Source organism: Stappia indica, from assembly GCF_001696535.1.
GTDB classification, from domain to species: Bacteria; Pseudomonadota; Alphaproteobacteria; order Rhizobiales; family Stappiaceae; genus Stappia; species Stappia indica.
Genome location: NZ_MBQE01000001.1, coordinates 473,174 through 492,914, shown reverse-complemented (window position 1 = coordinate 492,914; position 19,741 = coordinate 473,174). Strand labels below are relative to the sequence as shown.

Below are 19,741 nucleotides of genomic sequence, written 5' to 3'. Positions count from 1 at the left end.
GTTATCCTACTTCGACCAGACGGGGCATGTGGGTGACGTCCCCGTCTTCAGCCATGTCGGTGAGCGGCGTCGGATAGTCGCCGGTGAAGCAATGGTCGGTGAACTGCGGGGCGTCGTTGTTGCGCCCCTCGTAGCCGATGGCCTTGTAGATGCCGTCGACCGAGAGGAAGGCGAGCGTGTCCGCACCGATATAATTGCGCATTTCCTCCAGGCTGTACTTGGCAGCCAGCAGCTTCTCGCGCACCGGGGTGTCGATGCCGTAATAGTCGGAGAAGCGGATCGGCGGGGAGGCGAGGCGGAAGTGCACCTCGCGAGCGCCTGCATCGCGGATCATCTGCACGATCTTCAGCGACGTGGTGCCGCGCACCAGGCTGTCGTCGACCAGCACCACGCGCTTGCCCTCGATCTGGGCACGGTTGGCGGAGTGCTTCAGCTTGACGCCGAGGGTGCGGATCTGCTGGGTCGGCTCGATGAAGGTCCGGCCGACATAGTGGTTGCGGATGATGCCGAGCTCGAAGGGAATGCCGGAGGCATCGGCGAAGCCGAGCGCTGCCGGGACGCCGGAATCGGGCACCGGAACGATCACATCCGCCTCGACCGGGGTCTCCATCGCGAGCTGGCGGCCGAACTCCTTGCGCACGTCGTAGACGCTGCGGCCGCCGAGGATCGAATCCGGGCGGGAGAAGTAGATGTATTCGAAGATGCAGGGGCGGGCAGGGCGACGGCCGAAGGGGAAGTAGCTCTCGATGCCGCCGGGGGTGCAGACGACAACCTCGCCGTTCTCCACTTCGCGGATGAACTTGGCGCCGATGATGTCGAGCGCGCAGGTCTCGGAAGCGAAGATCGGCGCGCCGTTGAGGTCGCCGAGGACGAGCGGGCGGATGCCGAAGGGATCGCGCGCGCCGATCAGCTTCTTGCGGGTCAGGGCGACCAGCGAATAGGCGCCCTCCATCTGGGTGATGGCGTCGATGAAGCGGTCGACGATCTTGTCCTTGCGCGAGCGGGCGACGAGCTGGAGCACGACTTCGGAATCCGAGGTCGACTGGCAGATGGCGCCTTCCTTGATGAGCTTGCGGCGCAGCGTCATCGCGTTGGTGAAGTGGCCGTTGTGACAGACGGCGATGCCGCCGCCGTCGAGCTCGGCGAAAAGCGGCTGGACGTTGCGCAGGATGGTCTCGCCGGAGGTCGAGTAGCGCACATGGCCGATGGCGTAGGGCCCGCTCAGCCGGCGGATCGTCTCGGCGTCCGAAAAGTGGTCGCCGACCAGGCCGAGGTGACGCTCGGAGCGGAACTGGTTGCCGTCGAACGTGACAATGCCGGCAGCCTCCTGGCCGCGGTGCTGCAGGGCATGCAGGCCGAGCGCGGTAATGGCGGCGGCGTCGTCATGGCCGAGAATGCCGAACACGCCGCATTCCTCGTGGAGGCGGTCGCCTTCGATTTCCTCGCGCCAGAAATCCCTGGCGGCTGCGTCGCGGTCGGAACCGTGGCTGTCTGCGTGATGGGCGGTGTGATTATCGGCGTAGGCCATGGCCTTGGCTCCTGGTTGCCCGGGGGCGGCGGAGGCGTCCGCCGGACGGGCCTTCAAAACGCACCAGGGACGGCACCGCGGGGCGGTCCGTCCATGGCAACGACACTTTCAGTCACATGATGCGGTCCGTTCCAGCGGACGTGCCTTAGTTGGTGGACGACCCCGAGGTCGTCAACTGCTCGATCCCGCGACGCTCGCTGTCGGTGTAGCCCTGCTCCTCGCCGGCCGGGGCCGATGTGGCTGGCGTCTCGGTGGTGCCGGCAGGGGCACCATCGGAGCGATTGCGGATGCGATTGAGGATGGTGTTTTCCGGGCTTTCGGGAAGGGCGTTCACCAGCCGGGTGCCGATCGTGTCGAGCACGGGCTTGGACTTGGCCGTGGCGATCCAGGCAGGCTGGTCCTGCGGCACGAACCAGTTGAAGAACATCATCGCGACGACGACGAGGAGCAGGCCGCGCAGGGCGCCGAACACGAAGCCGAGCGTGCGGTCGAGCGCGCCGATGCGGCTGTCCAGCACGAAGTCGGAAATGCGCATCGTGATGTAGCTGACGATGATCAGCGTCACCAGGAAGACAGAGGCCGCGGCAACGCCGAGAGCGACATTGTCGTTGTTGATGTACTGGCGAACGAAGGGGACGACGTGGCCATGCAGATAGAAAGCTGCAACGGCGGCGGCGATCCAGGAGGCGATGGACAGGACCTCGCGGACGAAGCCGCGGATCATGGCCAGGACGGCCGACAGGAGCATGATGACGAGAAGGATTCCGTCGAGAAGCGTGATCGGCATCGCTCGGCCTGGTCCCTGATCGCGTCGCGAGACGCCCTGTCGACCCAGTTCTCCGCGTGGGTCGGGCGCGGTGTTCACTGCCTTGCCGGCGCATGCAACGTCGGGACGCTGCGGGCCGCAAAATCCGTCCGAGCCTCACTCCCGCTCGGTGCCGCCTGCGGAGCGTGCCGCCACCTGGGCGACCAGATCCGCCAGCTCGGTCAGCCCCGTCACTTGCCCACCATCGGTGGCGCCGTCTCCGGCGTTCGATTCCGGCACGAAGGCCGAGGTGAAACCGAGCTTGCGGGCTTCCTTGAGACGGCTTTGGGCCTGAGAGACCGCGCGGACCGCCCCCGAGAGGCTGACCTCGCCGAAATAGACGCAATCGGCGGGAAGGGCAACCCCGCTGAGGGAGGAGATCAAGGCCGCGGCAACGGCAAGGTCCGCGGCCGTCTCGTTGACCCTCAAGCCGCCGGCGACATTGAGGTAGACGTCGTTCTGCGCAAAGCGCACGCCGCAGCGTGCTTCCAGCACCGCAAGGATCATCGAAAGGCGGGCGCTGTCCCAGCCGATCACCGCCCGCCGCGGGGTGCCGAGGGGCGAGGGGGCGACCAGCGCCTGGATCTCGATCAGCAGCGGGCGGGTGCCCTCCAGCCCCGCGAAGACCGCCGATCCCGGCGTGCGGCCGGAGCGTTCGCCGAGGAAGAGCGCCGACGGGTTGGCCACTTCGGCCAGGCCCTTGTCGGTCATCTCGAAGACGCCGATCTCGTCGGTGGCGCCGAAGCGGTTCTTGACCGAGCGCAGGATGCGGTACTGGTGCGCGCCATCGCCCTCGAAATAGAGGACGGCATCGACCATGTGCTCGACGACGCGAGGGCCGGCGATCTGGCCGTCCTTGGTGACGTGACCGACGAGAATCACCGTGGCGCCGCTCGACTTGGCGTAGCGCACCAGAGCCTGCGCGGAGGCGCGGACCTGGGTGACGGTGCCGGGCGTGGACTCGACCATCTCCGACCACAGGGTCTGGATCGAATCGATGATGACGATGGCCGGCGGCGGGCCGTCGGTCAGCGTGGCGAGAATGTCCTCGACGCTGGTTTCCGCCGCAAGGCCGACGGGCGCGTCGGACAGCCCGAGCCGCATGGCGCGCAGGCGCACCTGATCGATGGCCTCCTCGCCGGAAATGTAGATCGCGCGGTGGCCGAGCCGGGCGATGCGGGCGGCCGCCTGAATCAGCAGCGTCGACTTGCCGATGCCGGGGTCGCCGCCGACGAGCAGGGCCGAGCCGCGCACGAAGCCGCCGCCGGTGACGCGGTCGAGCTCGCCGACCCGCGTCTCGATGCGCGGCGGGGTGTCGCTTTCGCCGGCAAGGCCGACCAGGGGCACCACGCGCCCGCGCTTGCGGCTTGCCGCTGTCGGCGAGCCGCCGACGCCGCCGCCGCTGCGTTCCTCGACCAGGGTGTTCCACTCGCCGCAGCTGTCGCAGCGGCCGGCCCATTTGGACGCGACGGCGCCGCAGGCCTGGCAGACATAAGCTGTGCCGCGCTTGGCCATCAGGATCGCTCCCCGTGCTGTGAGGGCGCGCCTACATAACGGCGGGCGAAGCGGTGGCCGAGAGACGTCAGCAACTCGTAGCCGATGGTACCGGCACGGCTCGCAGTCTCGTCGACGGACACGTTGCGGCCGAACAGCTCCACGAAGGCGCCGCGCACGGCAATGTCTTCCGGCACGTTGCTGACGTCGATGGCGCTCATGTCCATGGAAACTCGGCCGAGCGCCGGCAGACGGTGGCCGGCGAGCCAGGCTTCCGCACCGGCTTTGCCGTCGGTGGAGCCGGCCGCGCGCAGGAACCCGTCGGCATAGCCGGCCGCGACCATGGCGACGCGCATGTCGCGCGGTGCGGTGAAGGTCGCGCCATAGCCGATGGGCGCGCCCTTGGGCAGCGTATGAACCTGGAGGATCCGCACCTCGAGCGTGACGACGGGATCGAGCCGGCTTTCCTCCAGAGCGGAGGCCTGGCCGCCATAAAGGGCGATTCCCGGGCGCGCGAGCTCGAAATGGAAGTCGGGACCGAGAAAGATGCCGGCCGAGTTGGCGAGCGAGCGCGGCACGCCGGGGAAGAGGCCGGCAAGCGCCCGGAAGCGCGCCAGCTGGGCCTGATTCATCCGGTCGCCCGGCGTATCGGCGCAGGCCAGATGCGACATGATCAGCGACAGCTCGAGGGGAGTGTCCTGCGCCAGCGAAGCCGCTTCCTCCGCCGTCAGGCCGAGCCGGCTGATGCCGGTGTCGACATGAAGCGCTGCGGGGAGCGGTGCGCCGGCATTACGCCAGTCGGCGACCTCATCCGGCGAGCCGAGGCAGGGGCGCAGTCCGTTGGCGGCGTAAAAGCCGGCTGCCCCCAGATAGAGCCCGTTGAGAATGTAGACCGTGGCCTCGGGCAGGTGGTGACGCACGGTCGCCCCTTCCTGCGGCGTTGCGACGAAATAGGTGCGGCAGCCGGCGTTCCACAGCGCCTCGAGGCAGGGTGCGTCGCCGAGGCCGTAGCAGTCGGCTTTCACGGCCGCGCCGCAGGCGGCGCCGTTCGCCAGCATGCCGGCGAGACGCTGCCAGTTCGCGGCGAGTGCGGCAAGGTCGACGGTGATGCGGCCATTGTCGATTGCAGGCGTGGCGCTGGCGCCGGAGTGGGTATCGATCACATCCCTGGTCCAGGCTCTGGCCGCATCAATGCGGCTCGGGGAATCGGTCCGGGTCGGCGAGGTCGGAGAAGCGGGTGAACTCGCCCTGGAAGTGCAGGTTCACGGTACCGGTGGGGCCGTGACGCTGCTTGGCGATGATCACTTCGGCCCGGTTGCGCACCCTGTCAAGCTTCTCCTCCCACTTGACGTACTCCTCGGTGCCTTCCTCGGGCATGGTCTTGCCGAGATAATACTCCTCGCGGAACACGAACATCACCACGTCGGCGTCCTGCTCGATCGAACCGGATTCGCGAAGGTCCGAGAGGATGGGACGCTTGTCGTCGCGCGATTCCACCTGACGCGACAGCTGGGAAAGCGCGATGATCGGGACGTTCAGCTCCTTGGCCAGCGCCTTCAGGCCGGTGGTGATCTCGGTGATCTCCTGCACGCGGTTGCCGCTGTTCTTCTGCGAGCCGGTGAGCAGCTGGATGTAGTCGACGATCAGCAGGTCGAGGCCGCGCTGGCGCTTGAGCCGGCGGGCACGGGCGACCAGCTGGGCGATGGAGATACCGCCGGTCTGGTCCACATGCAGGGGAACGAGCTGCATGGTCTGGGCGGCGGCGGCGAGCTTCTCGAAGTCGTGCTCGGAAATGTCGCCGCGGCGGATCTTCGAGGACGAGATTTCCGTCTGCTCGGAAATGATACGCGTTGCCAGCTGCTCGGCCGACATTTCCAGCGAGAAGAAGCCGACGACGCCGCCATTGACGGTCTTCATCGTGCCGTCGGGCTGCTCCTCGGCCATATAGGCCTCGGCGACATTGTAGGCGATGTTGGTGGCGAGCGAGGTCTTGCCCATGGCGGGACGGCCGGCAAGCACGATGAGATCCGACGGCTGCAGGCCGCCCATCAGGCCGTCGAGATCGCGCAACCCGCTGGCGATGCCCGACAGCGCGCCCTCGCGCTGATAGGCGGCGGCGGCCATCTCGATGGTCGCGGTCAGCGCGTCGCCGAAGGAAACGAATCCGGTGTCGGTGCGGCCCTTTTCCGCCAGCTCGAACAGGCGGCGCTCGGCATCGTCGATCTGCGCGGTCGGCGGCATGTCGATCGGCGCGTCGAAGGCGATGTTGACCATGTCCTCGCCGATGCGGATCAGGGTCCGGCGGATCGCGAGGTCGTAGATCGCGCGGCCGTAATCCTCGGCGTTGATGACCGAGGCCGCGTCCGCAGCCAGTCGCAGGATGTACTGCGCGGCCGACATGTCGGCGATGCGCGCATCCTGTGGAAAGAAGGTCTTCAACGTGATCGGGGAGGCGACCTTGCCGGCGCGGATCAGCTGGCCGGCCTTCTCGTAGATCTCCCGATGCGGAGCAATGAAGAAGTGCTCGGGCTCCAGGAAGTCCGACACACGGTAATAGGTCTCGTTGTTGACGATGATCGCGCCCAGCAGCTGGCGCTCGGCCTCCGCATTGTGCGGGGCAACGCGCATCGCCGCGGCGGTGGTGTCGTTCGCCGGTACAGGACCCTTCATTCTCACTTCCCCTCGTGTGCCCTTGTTCCTACCGGAGGGAGGGGGAGGGAGGAAGGGGAATCCGGACGGGGTGAATTTCATGTGAAAGGAGCGGGGAAAACCTGGGCACCCGGTTGACGGCGGGGGCGATCTTCGTTCCGCCGGCAAAGGGCCGCTCGGCCGCCGCATCTCGCTCGGGCGCGCGGCCGAACTCGCGCATGACGCGAAGGTGACCGGGTTGCCCACATGCCCTAGGGGAACGGTGTGGACTGGCAATTTCCCGCTTGTATTCCGGCTCTTGCGTCTGTCATTGAAGTGTCGCTTAATGTTCATGTGAGCGACATCTGGCGTTCATATGAAACAAATACGAAATGCGGAGATTTTCGTTCAGCGCGTCTTCCAAAACGGGAGCCGCGTTGCCCAGAACCGCATGTCGGGCCGCGTGCCCGAGCTTTGGGAGAGCAAAACATGGCTTATCGCAAGACGCTGGCCGGTCTGGTCGCCGCAACGATGCTTGCCGGCAGCACCACCGTGTCCTTCGCCGCCACCGAAATCCAGTGGTGGCACGCCTTCACCGGCCGCCTGGGCGATCTGCTGAACGAGCAGGTCGAGAAGTTCAACGCCTCGCAGAGCGACTACGTCGTCGTCGCTTCGCACAAGGGCAACTATTCCGAGGCGCTGAACGCCGGAATCGCGGCCTTCCGTGCCGGCGAGCAGCCGCACATCCTGCAGGTGTTCGAGGTCGGCACCGCCACGATGATGGGCGCCAAGGGCGCCATCAAGCCGGTCTACGAGCTGATGGCCGAGACGGGCAAGGAGTTCGACCAGAGCGCCTACCTGGCCGCCGTTGCCGGCTACTACACCACCACCGACGGCCAGATGCTGTCGCTGCCCTACAATTCCTCGACCCCGGTTCTTTATGTGAATCGCGATGCGCTCGAGGCGGCCGGCATCGACCCGAACACCGACCTGACGACCTGGGAGAAGGTGGGCGAGGTTCTGGACAAGCTGAAAGCGTCCGGTTCGACCTGCCCGCTGACCACTGCCTGGCAGAGCTGGGTGCACCTTGAGACCCTGTCCGCCTATCACGACGTTCCCTTCGCCACGAAGGAGAACGGGTTCGGCGGCGTCGACACCGAGCTGACCTTCAACGGACCGGTTCAGGTCGCGCATATCGAGGCGATGGGCCAGTGGGCCAAGGACGGCAAGTTCATCTATGCCGGCCGCCGCAACGAGAGCGGTGCCCAGTTCCGCGCCGGCGAGTGCGCCCTGTTCACCGAGTCCTCGGCCGGTTACGCCGGCGTGAAGTCCGAGGCCAAGTTCGCCTTCGACATCCGCCCGCTGCCCTACTGGGATGCAGTCGAGGCCGCTCCGGTCAACACCATCATCGGCGGCGCCTCGCTGTGGGTGATGTCCGGTCATGAGCCGGAGGAATATGCCGGCGTCGCGGAATTCCTGAACTTCCTGTCGTCCGCCGACATCCAGGCCAAGTGGCACCAGGACACCGGCTACCTGCCGATCACCATGGCCGCCTACGAGCAGACCAAGGCCTCCGGCTTCTACGACGCCAACCCGGGCACGGACATTGCCGTCATCCAGATGACCGGCAAGGCGCCGACCGCCAACTCGAAGGGCGTGCGTCTGGGCAACTTCGACCAGATCCGCGGCATCATCGACGAGGAGCTGGAAGCGGTGTGGGCCGGCGACAAGTCGGCCAAGGAGGCGCTGGACAACGCGGTGGAGCGCGGCAACCAGCTGCTGCGCCGCTTCGAGCAGGCCAACCGCTGATCCCCTGAAACGGTCGCGGGTGCGGGAGCTTTCCCGCGCCCGCCGCTCATTTGAGAAACGGGAAACGGTCCGGCAGCCTGCCGGGCCGTTTTCGCCCGTCGGGTAACCTCGGCGGACAAAGCAGCCGGAACCGCGCGCCATGCACAAACGCGTCGTCTTCAACAGCCGGGTCTTGCCGTATCTGCTGCTCGCGCCGCAGATCCTGGTGACGCTCGTCTTCTTCTTCTGGCCGGCAGGGCAGGCGATCTACCAGTCCGCCTATATCCCCGATCCGTTCGGCCTTTCCTCGCAGTTCGTCGGCTTCGGCAACTTCGAGTTCCTGCTCAGCGATCGCTACTATCTCGCCTCGTTCAAGACGACGGTGATCTTCTCGACCCTGGTGACGCTGGTCTCCATGGGCGCGGCGCTGTGGCTGGCCGTCATGGCGGACCGGGTGATCAAGGGGTCCAGCGCCTACAAGACATTGCTGGTGTGGCCCTATGCGGTGGCCCCGGCTGTCGCCGGCGTGCTGTGGCTGTTCATGTTCAATCCCAATGTCGGCCTGGTCTCCTGGTACTTGAAGGCGATGGGCTACAACTGGAACCACGTGCTGGATGGCGAGGAAGCGATGGGCCTCGTCGTCGTCGCCTCCGCCTGGCGCCAGATCAGCTACAATTTCCTGTTCTTCCTGGCCGGTCTGCAGGCGATCCCGAAAAGCGTGATCGAGGCGGCCGCCATCGACGGGGCGAGCTTCGCCCGCCGGTTCTGGACCATCGTCTTTCCGCTGCTGTCGCCGACGACGTTCTTCCTGCTGGTGGTGAACATCGTCTACGCGTTCTTCGAGACGTTCGGCGTGATCCACACGATCACCGGCGGCGGCCCGCAGCAGGCGACGACGATCCTCGTCTACAAGGTGTTCTCCGACGGGTTCGTCGGCCAGGACCTCGGCTCCTCGGCCGCCCAGTCGGTAATCCTGCTCTTCGTGGTCGGTCTGCTGACGGTCGTTCAGTTCCGCTATATCGAACGCAAGGTGCACTACTGATGAGCGGCATGGTCGAAAAACGCGGGCTCGGCATTTGGCTGACCCATATCGGGCTGATCGTCGGCATCGCGATCATCTGCTTCCCGATCTACATGGCCTTCGTCGCCTCGACGGTGACGCAGCCGGAGATCGCCCGCCCGCCGATGCCGCTCATCCCCGGGCCGCACCTGATCGAGAACTACACGGCGGCGCTGACGCGGGGCGTCAACTCGCCGGTCCTCCTGATGCTGTTCAACTCCAGCGTCATGGCGCTCGGCATCACCATCGGCAAGATCGCTATCTCGATCATCTCCGCCTATGCGATCGTCTACTTCCGCTTCCCGTTTCGCATGGCGTTCTTCTGGATGATCTTCCTGACCCTGATGCTCCCCGTCGAGGTGCGCATCGTGCCGACCTACGAGGTCGTCGCCGGGTTCGGGATGCTCAACTCCTATACGGGCCTGATCCTGCCGCTGGTCGCCTCGGCGACCGCGACTTTCCTGTTCCGCCAGTTCTTTCTGACGGTTCCGGACGAGCTGATCGAGGCGGCGCGGGTCGACGGGGCAGGGCCCGTCCGCTTCTTCCTCGACATTCTGCTGCCGATGTCGCGGACGAACATCGCCGCGCTGTTCGTGATCCTCTTCATCTACGGCTGGAACCAGTACCTCTGGCCGCTGCTGATCACCACCAAGCCGGAAATGAACACCATCGTGATGGGCATCAAGCAGATGTTCCCGTCCGGCGACGACATCGCCGACTGGCCGGTGATCATGGCCACCACGCTGCTGGCGATGCTGCCGCCCGTCGCCGTCGTCATCTTCATGCAGGGGCTCTTCGTGAAGGGTCTCGTGGAAAGCGAGAAATAGGTTCCATGGCGAAGATCGCTTTTTCGAACGTCCGCAAGTCCTACGGCACCACCGAGGTCATCCACGGGGTCGACGCGGAGATCGCCGACGGCGAGTTGATCGTGATCGTCGGGCCGTCGGGCTGCGGCAAGTCCACCCTGCTGCGCATGGTGGCGGGGCTGGAGACCGTTACCTCCGGCGAGATCCGCATCGGCGACCGGGTGGTCAACGATCTGGAGCCGCGCGAGCGCGACATCGCCATGGTGTTCCAGAACTACGCGCTCTATCCGCACATGTCGGTCTTCGACAACATGGCCTACGGTCTGAAGATCGCCGGTGTTGCGAAGTCGGAGATTGCCGAGCGCGTCGCGCAGGCCGCGAAGATGCTGGAGCTCGAGCCCTATCTCGATCGCAAGCCGCGCCAGCTCTCCGGCGGCCAGCGCCAGCGTGTCGCCATGGGACGTGCCATCGTGCGCAAGCCCTCGGTCTTCCTGTTCGACGAGCCGCTGTCCAATCTCGACGCCAAGCTGCGCGTGCAGATGCGCGTGGAGATCAAGACGCTGCAACGCCGCCTCGGCGTCACGTCGCTCTATGTGACCCACGATCAGGTGGAGGCCATGACCATGGCCGACCGCATCATCGTGATGAACGGAGGCAATGCCGAGCAGGTCGGGACGCCGCTGTCGGTCTACCACAAGCCGGCAACCGTCTTCGTCGGCGGCTTCATCGGTTCGCCGCCGATGAACTTCCTGCAGGCGGCGCGGCTCCAGGCCAGCGGCTTGCTGCGCAAGGTGGCGGAAGCCGGCGGGGCGGCCGGCGCGCTGGACACGGTCGGCGTGCGGCCCGAGCACCTTTCCTTCTGCGCGGAAGGCGCGGCGGTGTTGTCGGGCAAGCTGATGATCGCCGAGGCTTTGGGCGCGGAAACGCTGGCGCATGTGGAGCTCGACGACGGCGAGCGCATGATCGTGCGGGTCGAGGGCGGACGCGAGGTGCCGGCAGCCGGTGCGCGCGTGCATCTGTCCTGCGCGTCCGAGCACCTGCACTATTTCGGTGCGGACGGAAAGCGGCTGCCCGACTGATCCCGGAAACAAGCCGGCCGGCGCTCGATGGCGCCGGCCGGCAATCTTTCGTCGTTCTCAGTCCAGCGTTTCGATCAGCCGGACCATGAGTTGCATCCGCTCGCCCAACGAGGGGATGAAGATGTGCTCGTTGAGGGTGTGCACGTCGTCGCCGTCCGGGCCGAGACCGTCGAGGGTCGGAACCTTGTCGGCGATGAAGTTGCCGTCAGATCCGCCGCCCGTCGTCTCGCCGATCAGCTCGAAGCCGATCTCGTCGGCAAGCCGTGCCGCGTGGTCGAAGAGCGCCTTGCTCGCCGCCGACTGCTCGAAGGGCGGGCGGTTCATGCCGCCGGTGATCGTCAGCTTCGTGTCCGGGGTCTTCGGCGTGAGGCCGGTGATGCGGGCGACCATCTCCTCGGCCGCGGCGAGCGTCGGAACGCGTAAGTCGATCTCGGCGCTCGCGAATTGCGGCACGACATTGGTGCCTGTGCCGCCACGAATCTCGCCGACATTGACGGTAATCTCGCGGTCGTAATCCGTCATGGCTTCCAGCACGATGATCTGGTGGGCCAGCTCGCTGACCGCGCTGCGGCCCTGCCAGTGGCGGGCGCCGGCATGGGCGGGACGTCCCTCGACCTTCAGCGTGAAGCGGCCCACGCCCTTACGGGCGGTGACCACATGGCCGCCGTTGCGGGCCGGCTCCGTGACGAGGGCATATTTGGCCGCGCCGCCGACACGCTCGATCAGCGCCTGCGAGGTCGGGCTGCCGACTTCCTCGTCCGAGGTGAAGAGGATGCTGACGGCAAGGGCAGGGGGCGTGCCGCCAGCCTCGATATCGGCGGCGACCTTTCGCATCGCGGCCAGTCCGTTATAGGCGCCGCCCTTCATGTCGCAGATGCCGGGGCCATAGCAGCGGTCGCCTTCCACGCGGATCGGAAGATCCTCGTCGATGGTTCCGCGCGGATGCACCGTGTCCAGATGCGACAGGAAGAGAATGCCCGGCTTGGAGTGATCGCCCCAAGGCGAGCGGACGAGCAGGTGGTCGCCATGGCCGTCGCGGCCGGGAAAGCGCTCGGTTGTCGCGCCGAAGGCTTCAGCCTGGGATGCGACCAGATCCATCAGCCGGTTGAGCCCTTCGACATCCGGTGTGTGCGTTTCGATGCGTACCCAATCGAGCAGACCGGCGAGCAAATCCTCCGACGACGGCTTCATGTCTATCCCCATGTTCGTGAAAGAAATTCTGGCGAGAAAAGGATGATAGCCCGGCCTCTCGGGCTTCGCGAGGGGCAATCGGGCGAGCACTCCTTGCAGAGAGCGGATGCCGTCGCGTCGCAGACGTTGCAGGGGGCGCAAAAAAAAAGCGCCGACCCCAAGGCCGGCGCTCTGGTTTTTCGTCGGTTGCCGGATTGCCCGGCCGCCAGGAGCAGCTCAGGCGGCGCGGACGCCGGCGAGGAAGGTCTCGACTTCCTGCTTCAGCGCGGCTGCATCCCGGTTGACCGCGGCGGCAGCCGAGGCCACGTCGCCGGCGGCGCTGCGGGTGTCGCTCGCGGCATGCGAGACGCCGAGGATGTTCTCGGTGACGTCCTGGGTGCCGCGCGAGGCCTCTTCGACGTTGCGGGCGATCTCGCCCGTCGCCGCGCCCTGTTCCTCGACCGCAGCGGCAATGGCCGCAGCTATGGCGTTCATCTCCTCGACGGTACGGCCGATCGACTGGACGGCGCCGACGGCGGTGCGGGTCTCGGTCTGGATCGCTGCGATCTGTGCGGTGATCTCCTCGGTCGCGTTGGAGGTCTGGGAGGCGAGCTCCTTGACCTCGGCGGCGACCACCGCGAAGCCGCGACCGGCTTCGCCGGCACGGGCGGCCTCGATGGTCGCGTTCAGCGCCAGCAGGTTGGTCTGCTCGGCGATGGCGGCGATCATGCTCACCACCTGGCCGATCTTCTCGGCAGCGTTGGCAAGGCCCTGGATCTGGCTGTCGGTACGCTGAGCCTCGCCGACGGCCTGGGAGGCGATCTGCGACGACTTGGAGACCTGCGAGCTGATCTCGGAAATCGAGGAGGACAGCTCCTCGGTCGCCGAGGCAACGGTCTGGACGTTGGCGGCTGCCTGCTGGGCGGCGGTGGCGACCGTCGTGGAGCGGGCGTTGGTGCTCTCGGCGATGTCGGCCATGGAGCGCGCGTTGTTCTCCATGGCGCCGGCCGACGAGGTGACCGCCGACAGAAGCGCGGTGGCGCTTTCGTCGAAGCGGCGGGTCATCTCCTCGATGCGCTGTGCACGCTGTTCGCGGACACGCTGCTCCTGGATCTGCGAGGCCGACAGGTCCTGCGCCCGCAGCATGCCATCGCGGAAGACCTCGGTGGCATCCGCCATCTGGCCGATCTCGTCCTTGCGGCCCGCGCCTGGCACGGAAACCGACAGGTCGCCGTCGGCGAGGTGGCGCATTGCATCGGTGATCGCAGCGATCGGCCGGCTGATGCTGTTGGCCAGCAGGAAGGCGGCGACGCCGATCATGGCGGTGAGCGGCAGGATCCACAGCGCGCTGGTCAGCAGCTCGCCAAAGAAGGCCTCGGTCACGTCATCGACATAGAGCGATGCGGAGACGGCCCAGTTCCACGGCGCGAAGCCGTCGGAGTAGGCGACCTTGGGGGACGGCTCCTGTTCGCCGAGACGCGGGAAGTCGTAGTCGGTGAAGCCGCCGCCGGCACGTGCGGACTCGACCTGGCCCACCACATACTCAGTGCCTTGAGCATCCTTCGACGCCCACAGGTTCTGGCCGACGATCTTCGGGTTCGGGTGGGTGACGACGACGCCCTGGCTCGCAGGATTGGAGTCGATCACCACGAAGTAGTCGGACCCGTTGAAGCGCATGGCGGTCAGCAGGCTCTTGGCGACGCGCTGAGCCTCCTCGACCGACATCCGTCCCGCCTGCGCCTCCTGCGCGATGGCCTCGATCATCGTGGTGGCGGTCTCGACCTGGGTGCGAACCAGTTCGCGCCGGTCATGCATCATCGAGCCGTAGAGCGAGTAGATCTGAACCGCCGCCACGAGCAGCAGCGCAGCCAGTGTGCCGCCGACTAGCGTCAGCATTTTCTGTTTGATGGACATCGGGAGGGGCGACCTTGTGAGACTGAAGATGCCGCAGTAGGTAGGGGAACTACTGAACCGTCAGTAAATAAGCCGGACAAACGGTCCGCTTTTTCTCTTTGCCGTTACGGCAATATTCCAGTGAATCAATCTCAGGTTTAATTTTCTTTCTCTATGTGGATTGGGGTTGTGTGTGAGGCGCCTCAATTCGAATCGACGGCCCCCGCTTGGCCGCGCGCTGAGCCGGCGATAGGGTTCGCTCCGACATCGCGACTGCGATCCGAGAAAAGCGGGAGGGACCCCCTTGAGCATCGTTCTTTACGAGTTGTGCGGCGCCGACGCCGCGCGCCCCTTCAGCCCCTTTGCCTGGCGCATCCGGATGGCGCTGAAGCACAAGGGGCTCGATTTCGAATGCCGGCCGAAGCCGTTCAGCGAAATCCCGGCCATCGCGCCCGATGCCGGCAAGACCGTGCCGATCCTTGTCGATGGCGACCGCACGATCTGCGACAGCTGGGCGATCGCCACCTATCTGGAGGACACCTATCCGGACCGGCCCAGCCTGTTCGGGGGCGCGGGCGGACGCGCTGCCGCAAAGCTCATCGAGAGCTGGGTGAATGCCTCGGTTAGCTCGCTGATCGCGCAACTGATCATCAAAGACATCTGGGATGTGCTTGGTCCTGAGGACCAGGTTTACTTCCGCGAGACGCGCGAGGCGCGCTTCGGCAGGAGCCTGGAAGAGGTGCAGTCTGGGCGGGAGGACCGACTGGCGGAGATGGGGGCCGCGCTGTTGCCGCTGCACCTGATGCTGAAGAACCAGCCGTTCATCGGCGGCGAGGCGCCGCTTCACACCGACTACATGCTGTTCGGCACCTTGCAATGGGCACGGATCACCAGTCCGTTCCAGTTCATCGATCCCAGCTCGCCCGTCGGACAATGGCGGGAGCGCTGCCTCGATCTGTTCGACGGCTTCGGCCGTAGCGTTCCGGCAGCCTGAAGCTTTCCCGAAAAACAGCGGAATCCGGCGCCCCTTGCGCCTTGCGGGGGCGCCCGTCCCCGGCTATACGCATGGCGCGTCCGTTCACGGACGCAACGAGATCAAGGATTGTCCGGCCTCGGAAGGCACGGACAGGCGGGGCCCGCGAGGGCGCGAGGCCCTGCCGGACAACAACGGGAAAACGATAATGGCGATCGAGCGCACCTTTTCGATGATCAAGCCGGACGCGACGCGTCGCAACCTGACCGGCGCGATCACCAAGATGCTTGAGGATGCCGGCCTGCGCGTCGTCGCTTCCAAGCGCGTGTGGATGTCGCGTCGCGAGGCCGAGGGCTTTTACGCGGTGCACAAGGACCGTCCGTTCTTCGGCGAGCTGGTCGAGTTCATGTGCTCGGCCCCGACCATCGTGCAGGTTCTGGAAGGCGAGAACGCCATTGCCAAGAACCGCGAAGTGATGGGCGCCACCAACCCGGCGAACGCCGACGAGGGCACCATCCGCAAGACCTTCGCCCTGAACATCGGCGAGAACTCGGTGCATGGCTCCGACGGCGCGGACACCGCCGCCCAGGAGATCGCCTACTGGTTCTCCGAGACCGAAATCGTCGGCTAAGGCTGCAAGTCGCCTCGCGACAGCGCACCGCACGAGATCTGGAAGGGCCGGCCGCTGCGCCGGCCCTTTCCTTTTGTACGGCCACTGGTCCTTGACACGACGGCTTGGCGCGAGTGAGCCTTGCCGCCGTTTTCCTTGCCTGCGAGAGACGCATGAACGCCCCCGTTGCAAAAGACCCCGTCCTGAAGGCGACCGCCTGTCCGCACGACTGTCCCTCCACCTGCGCGCTGGAGGTCGAACTGTTCGCCGACGGGCGCATCGGACGGATCAAGGGCGCGCGGGCGAATGCCTATACGGCCGGCGTCATCTGCGCCAAGGTCGCGCGCTACTCCGACCGGCTCTATCATCCGGATCGCCTGATGCAGCCGCTGAAGCGGGTCGGCGCGAAGGGGGAAGGGCGCTTCGAGCCCATCTCCTGGGACGAGGCGCTGGATCTGGTCGCGTCCGCCTTCCTGAAGGCCGAAGCCGAGCACGGAGCCCAGGCCGTGTGGCCCTATCACTATGCCGGCACGATGGGCCTGGTGCAGCGCGACTCGATCCACCGCCTGCGCCACGCCAAGGGCTATTCGCGCCAGTTCGACACGATCTGCACCAATCCGGCCTGGACCGGCTATATCGCCGGCACCGGCTTGCTCGCCGGGCCCGACCCGCGGGAGATCGCGGTTTCCGACATGGTGGTGATCTGGGGGACCAACGCGGTCTCGACCCAGGTCAACGTGATGACCCACGCGATCACCGCCCGCAAGACGCGCGGGGCGAAGATCGTCGCCATCGACGTCTATCCGACCCAGACCGTGAAACAGGCCGACCTCGGCCTCGTGCTGAAGCCCGGCACGGATGCGGCGCTCGCCTGTGCGGTGATGCATGTGCTGTTCCGCGACGGGCATGCCGACCGCGACTACCTTGCCCGCTACACCGACTGTCCGGACGAACTGGAGGCGCATGTGGCGCAGCGCCCGCCGGAATGGGCGGCGGCGATCACCGGACTGTCGGTGGACGAGATCGAGCTTTTCGCCCGCATGGTCGGCGAGACGAAGCGCACCTTCTTCCGCCTCGGCTACGGGTTCACCCGCCAGCGCAATGGCGCCGTATCGATGCATGCGGCGTCCTGCATCGCGGCCGTGACCGGTGCGTGGCAGTACGAGGGCGGCGGTGCATTCCACAACAACGGCGCGATTTACACGCTCGACAAGTCGATGATCGAGGGACACTCGTTGATCGATCCGGCGGTGCGCCAGCTCGACCAGAGCCAGATCGGCCGGGTTCTGACCGGCGATGCCGAGGCCCTGCGCCACGGTCCGCCGGTGACCGCGATGCTGATCCAGAACACCAACCCGGTGTCGGTAGCGCCAGAGCAGGAGCTGGTGAAGCAGGGCTTCGCCCGCGAGGATCTGTTCGTCTGCGTGCACGAGCAGTTCATGACCGAGACGGCGAAGATGGCCGACGTGGTGCTGCCGGCGACGCAGTTTCTCGAACATGACGACGTCTACAAGGGTGGTGGGCACCAGTACATTCTGCTCGGCCCGAAGCTTGCCGAGGCGCCGGGCGAAACCCGCGAGAACCTTTACGTGCTCAACGAGATCGCCCGCCGGGTCGGTGCTGCCGAGCATCCGGGCTTTGGCATGAGTGCGCGCGAGCATATCGACTGGATGCTGAAGGCCTCCGGCTTTGGCTCGCTGGAGGAGATCGAGCGGGACCGCTGGGTCGATTGCCAGCCTGACTTCCGCAAGGCGCATTACCTCGACGGGTTCAATTGGCCGGACGGCAAGTTCCGCTTCAAGCCCGAATGGACGGCAGTACCGGCACCGAACGATGGTCCGATGGGCCCCTTCGCCGACATGCCGACCTTGCCTGACCACTGGGCGGTGAACGAGGCGGCGAGCGAGGAACACCCGTTCCGTCTCGCGACCTCGCCGGCACGCTCCTTCCTCAACTCGACCTTCAACGAGACCGCGTCCTCCCGCGACAAGGAAGGGCGGCCCGACCTGATGATCGGGCCGAAGGATGCCGAACGGCTCGGGATTGCCGACGGCGACCGCATCCGCATCGGCAACCGGCGCGGGGCAGTGATCCTGCATGCGCGCCTGACCGAGGGGCTGAAGCCTGGTGTCGTGGTGGCGGAGGGAATCTGGCCGAACGATGCCTATCCGGACGGGCGGGGCATCAACACGCTGACCGGTGCGGATGCCGTTGCGCCCTATGGCGGGGCGGCGTTCCACGACACGGCCGTGTGGGTGCGCAAGGACTGACCTTACGCACCAGCGGCACCGGATAAGCAGGCAGGCGGCGTCAGGCGGCCTGTTCTCCGCGCAAGGTGGCGGGAATGCGTGCCGCCGGGCCGAACACCGTGCGCTCGAACCGCAACACGTAATCCGCCAGCGTCGGGATCGCCGTCGCATGGCGCATCAGCGTTGTGTCGATGTCGCTGGCGAGGATGTTGAGCACGACACCGACAACGCTGGCATCGACCGTGGTCGGGCGGTCGCCCATCAGGAAAGCCTTGTCGTCCAGAAAGGTCGCGATGGCGTCGAGAGACATGCAGCCGAAACGGTAGATGTCTTCCGGAGTATGACGGCCAAGGCCCTGCGCCTGCAGTGTCCGGCTGACGCTCTCCCGGCGGGCGTTCAGGACGTTCCGCCGCATATCCTCGGGAACTCCGGCAAGGGCGGTGGACAGGATCATCTGTTCGCCAGCAGGGTCGACCCAGCGAGCATGAACCATCGACCAGCGCAGATGCTCCTCGGTCATACGGCGGAACGCCTCGGCCATGGCCAGTTCGACGCCGGTCAGCGTCTCGTCGACGGCAAGGCCGTGATGGCGCTCGAGGTGGCGCTGGATCAGCGAGCTGTCGGGAATGACGAGGTCGCCGTCCTTCAGGACCGGCACCTTGCCATGGGGCAGGGCGGCGAGATCGGTGGTCGGCTCCATGCGAAAGTCGCAGCCGGCCAGGGCGAGCAGCGCCTCCGCCTTGTAGCAGAAGGGCGAAAGGCTGCGAATGTCGCGGGCCGGCGGGAAATTGATGAGAACAAGCATGGCGGCATCTCCTGGGATTGCGTCTGGCCCGTGACTTGTAGACCGCCCCTCCTGACAGCATACTGTCAGCATCGGATGGCAATGTGTCTGCGAAAGGGAAAGTGATGCGTCGTGCCGACAGGTTGCTGCAGGTTCTCCAGATCCTGCGGCGCTATCGCAGACCCGTCAGCGGCGCGGCCATTGCGGCCGAGCTCGAAGTGTCGCTGCGTACGCTCTACCGCGACATCGCGGCGCTGCAGGCCTCCGGCGTTCCGGTGGCCGGCGAGGCGGGCGTCGGCTATGTGCTGGAGGAAGGCTACGACCTGCCGCCGCTGATGTTCACGGCGGAGGAACTGGAGATCGTCATGCTGGGCCTGCGCATGGTGGAGGGGCGCGGCGATGCGGCAATCCGCCGGACAGCGCGCGATGCGGTTGCCAAGATCGCCACCGTCCTGCCCGAAGGGCTGCGCGACGGATTCCTGGATGCGCCGCTCTATGCCCCGCCGCCCTGCGAGCTGCCGGGCGACCGGATCGAACTGGTGCGGCTGCGGGAGGCCCTTCGGCTGGAGCGGAAGGTGGAGATCCTCTACCAGGTGCCGGACCGTGCGCCCGAGCGCCGGGTGGTCTGGCCTATCGTGCTGGCCTTTTTCGAGCACGCCCGGGTGCTGGCTGCCTGGTGCGAGTTGCGGCAGAACTATCGCAACTTCCGCGCGGACCGGATGCTCGAGATGACGGTGCTGGACGCGCGCCCGCCGCGCAGCCGCAAGCGGCTCTATGCGGAGTGGCGGCGCCATCGGCTCGAGGAAAACAGGACCAGAGAAGCGTCAGCGGAGAACGTGGACGTCGGGGAGTGCAGGGCGGCTGGCTGAGCCGG

16 protein-coding genes are annotated in these 19,741 nt (G+C 66.3%); 8 read left to right on the top strand and 8 right to left on the bottom strand.

Annotation, left to right across the window (positions count from 1 at the left end; translation table 11 throughout):
* Position 1: 1 nt before the first annotated feature.
* The 5 genes from purF to BBX35_RS02210 form a co-directional block, all read right to left on the bottom strand.
* Entirely contained in the window at positions 2 to 1,528 is a 1,527-nt protein-coding gene (purF, locus tag BBX35_RS02230) for an amidophosphoribosyltransferase (protein WP_083205972.1), read from the bottom strand.
* A 145-nt stretch (positions 1,529 to 1,673) separates the two neighbouring features.
* Entirely contained in the window at positions 1,674 to 2,315 is a 642-nt protein-coding gene (locus BBX35_RS02225) for a CvpA family protein (protein ID WP_067215522.1), read from the bottom strand.
* Between the two features lie 135 nt (positions 2,316 to 2,450).
* Complete coding sequence (radA, locus tag BBX35_RS02220) at positions 2,451 to 3,848, bottom strand: DNA repair protein RadA (protein ID WP_067215520.1); 1,398 nt, start codon at positions 3,846 to 3,848, stop codon at positions 2,451 to 2,453.
* On the bottom strand, positions 3,848 to 4,990 hold the full coding sequence (gene alr, locus BBX35_RS02215; protein ID WP_208979741.1) for an alanine racemase: 1,143 nt from the start codon (positions 4,988 to 4,990) through the stop codon (positions 3,848 to 3,850). Before alr ends, radA begins: the two co-directional genes overlap by 1 nt.
* Positions 4,991 to 5,015: 25 nt before the next feature.
* On the bottom strand, positions 5,016 to 6,497 hold the full coding sequence (locus BBX35_RS02210) for a replicative DNA helicase (RefSeq protein ID WP_067215517.1): 1,482 nt from the start codon (positions 6,495 to 6,497) through the stop codon (positions 5,016 to 5,018).
* 447 nt (positions 6,498 to 6,944) lie between these two features.
* Between BBX35_RS02210 and ugpB the strand changes: the two genes are divergently transcribed.
* From ugpB to BBX35_RS02190, 4 genes are all read left to right on the top strand, one after another.
* Positions 6,945 to 8,264 carry a sn-glycerol-3-phosphate ABC transporter substrate-binding protein UgpB gene (gene ugpB, locus BBX35_RS02205; RefSeq protein WP_067215514.1) on the top strand — a complete coding sequence of 440 codons (1,320 nt, stop codon included), beginning with the start codon at positions 6,945 to 6,947 and terminating at the stop codon, positions 8,262 to 8,264.
* 139 nt (positions 8,265 to 8,403) lie between these two features.
* On the top strand, positions 8,404 to 9,285 hold the full coding sequence (ugpA, locus tag BBX35_RS02200; protein WP_067215512.1) for a sn-glycerol-3-phosphate ABC transporter permease UgpA: 882 nt from the start codon (positions 8,404 to 8,406) through the stop codon (positions 9,283 to 9,285).
* 8 nt (positions 9,286 to 9,293) lie between these two features.
* Positions 9,294 to 10,130: a sn-glycerol-3-phosphate ABC transporter permease UgpE gene (gene ugpE, locus BBX35_RS02195; protein WP_067218063.1), complete on the top strand. Its 837-nt coding sequence runs from the start codon at positions 9,294 to 9,296 to the stop codon at positions 10,128 to 10,130.
* 5 nt (positions 10,131 to 10,135) lie between these two features.
* Positions 10,136 to 11,188: a sn-glycerol-3-phosphate import ATP-binding protein UgpC gene (locus BBX35_RS02190; RefSeq protein ID WP_067215509.1), complete on the top strand. Its 1,053-nt coding sequence runs from the start codon at positions 10,136 to 10,138 to the stop codon at positions 11,186 to 11,188.
* Positions 11,189 to 11,245: 57 nt separating this feature from the next.
* On the opposite strand, the gene BBX35_RS02185 is transcribed toward BBX35_RS02190, so the two are convergent.
* Entirely contained in the window at positions 11,246 to 12,379 is a 1,134-nt protein-coding gene (locus BBX35_RS02185) for a M20 family metallopeptidase (protein WP_244271549.1), read from the bottom strand.
* Positions 12,380 to 12,595: 216 nt separating this feature from the next.
* Positions 12,596 to 14,272, bottom strand: coding sequence for a methyl-accepting chemotaxis protein (locus BBX35_RS02180; RefSeq protein ID WP_067215505.1), 1,677 nt, complete (start codon positions 14,270 to 14,272; stop codon positions 12,596 to 12,598).
* Positions 14,273 to 14,555: 283 nt separating this feature from the next.
* On the opposite strand from BBX35_RS02180, the gene BBX35_RS02175 reads away from it, so the two are divergent.
* The 3 genes from BBX35_RS02175 to BBX35_RS02165 all read left to right on the top strand — a co-directional run bounded on the left by BBX35_RS02175 (position 14,556) and on the right by BBX35_RS02165 (position 18,104).
* Positions 14,556 to 15,245: a glutathione S-transferase family protein gene (locus BBX35_RS02175; RefSeq protein ID WP_067215502.1), complete on the top strand. Its 690-nt coding sequence runs from the start codon at positions 14,556 to 14,558 to the stop codon at positions 15,243 to 15,245.
* Between the two features lie 187 nt (positions 15,246 to 15,432).
* Positions 15,433 to 15,855, top strand: coding sequence for a nucleoside-diphosphate kinase (gene ndk / locus BBX35_RS02170; protein ID WP_067215500.1), 423 nt, complete (start codon positions 15,433 to 15,435; stop codon positions 15,853 to 15,855).
* Positions 15,856 to 16,007: 152 nt separating this feature from the next.
* Complete coding sequence (locus tag BBX35_RS02165; RefSeq protein WP_067215498.1) at positions 16,008 to 18,104, top strand: molybdopterin-containing oxidoreductase family protein; 2,097 nt, start codon at positions 16,008 to 16,010, stop codon at positions 18,102 to 18,104.
* 40 nt (positions 18,105 to 18,144) lie between these two features.
* Here the strand turns inward: BBX35_RS02165 and BBX35_RS02160 are convergent, their stop codons facing one another.
* On the bottom strand, positions 18,145 to 18,888 hold the full coding sequence (locus BBX35_RS02160; protein WP_067215495.1) for a glutathione S-transferase family protein: 744 nt from the start codon (positions 18,886 to 18,888) through the stop codon (positions 18,145 to 18,147).
* 104 nt (positions 18,889 to 18,992) lie between these two features.
* Here BBX35_RS02160 and BBX35_RS02155 point away from each other — a divergent pair, with 104 nt between their 5' ends.
* Positions 18,993 to 19,736, top strand: a complete 744-nt coding sequence (locus BBX35_RS02155; RefSeq protein WP_067215492.1) for a helix-turn-helix transcriptional regulator — start codon at positions 18,993 to 18,995, stop codon at positions 19,734 to 19,736.
* Positions 19,737 to 19,741: the final 5 nt, after the last annotated feature.

What these genes read in the sequence shown, in the direction of transcription:
- BBX35_RS02155 (WP_067215492.1), top strand. Translation starts at nt 18,993, where the DNA reads ATGCGTCGTGCCGACAGGTTGCTGCAGGTTCTCCAGATCCTGCGGCGC.
- BBX35_RS02190 (WP_067215509.1), top strand. Translation starts at nt 10,136, where the DNA reads ATGGCGAAGATCGCTTTTTCGAACGTCCGCAAGTCCTACGGCACCACC.
- ndk (WP_067215500.1), top strand. Translation starts at nt 15,433, where the DNA reads ATGGCGATCGAGCGCACCTTTTCGATGATCAAGCCGGACGCGACGCGT.
- ugpE (WP_067218063.1), top strand. Translation starts at nt 9,294, where the DNA reads ATGGTCGAAAAACGCGGGCTCGGCATTTGGCTGACCCATATCGGGCTG.
- BBX35_RS02165 (WP_067215498.1), top strand. Translation starts at nt 16,008, where the DNA reads ATGAACGCCCCCGTTGCAAAAGACCCCGTCCTGAAGGCGACCGCCTGT.
- BBX35_RS02185 (WP_244271549.1), bottom strand. Translation starts at nt 12,379, where the DNA reads ATGAAGCCGTCGTCGGAGGATTTGCTCGCCGGTCTGCTCGATTGGGTA.
- BBX35_RS02160 (WP_067215495.1), bottom strand. Translation starts at nt 18,888, where the DNA reads ATGCTTGTTCTCATCAATTTCCCGCCGGCCCGCGACATTCGCAGCCTT.
- ugpA (WP_067215512.1), top strand. Translation starts at nt 8,404, where the DNA reads ATGCACAAACGCGTCGTCTTCAACAGCCGGGTCTTGCCGTATCTGCTG.
- ugpB (WP_067215514.1), top strand. Translation starts at nt 6,945, where the DNA reads ATGGCTTATCGCAAGACGCTGGCCGGTCTGGTCGCCGCAACGATGCTT.
- BBX35_RS02225 (WP_067215522.1), bottom strand. Translation starts at nt 2,315, where the DNA reads ATGCCGATCACGCTTCTCGACGGAATCCTTCTCGTCATCATGCTCCTG.
- BBX35_RS02210 (WP_067215517.1), bottom strand. Translation starts at nt 6,497, where the DNA reads ATGAAGGGTCCTGTACCGGCGAACGACACCACCGCCGCGGCGATGCGC.
- purF (WP_083205972.1), bottom strand. Translation starts at nt 1,528, where the DNA reads ATGGCCTACGCCGATAATCACACCGCCCATCACGCAGACAGCCACGGT.
- BBX35_RS02180 (WP_067215505.1), bottom strand. Translation starts at nt 14,272, where the DNA reads ATGTCCATCAAACAGAAAATGCTGACGCTAGTCGGCGGCACACTGGCT.
- radA (WP_067215520.1), bottom strand. Translation starts at nt 3,848, where the DNA reads ATGGCCAAGCGCGGCACAGCTTATGTCTGCCAGGCCTGCGGCGCCGTC.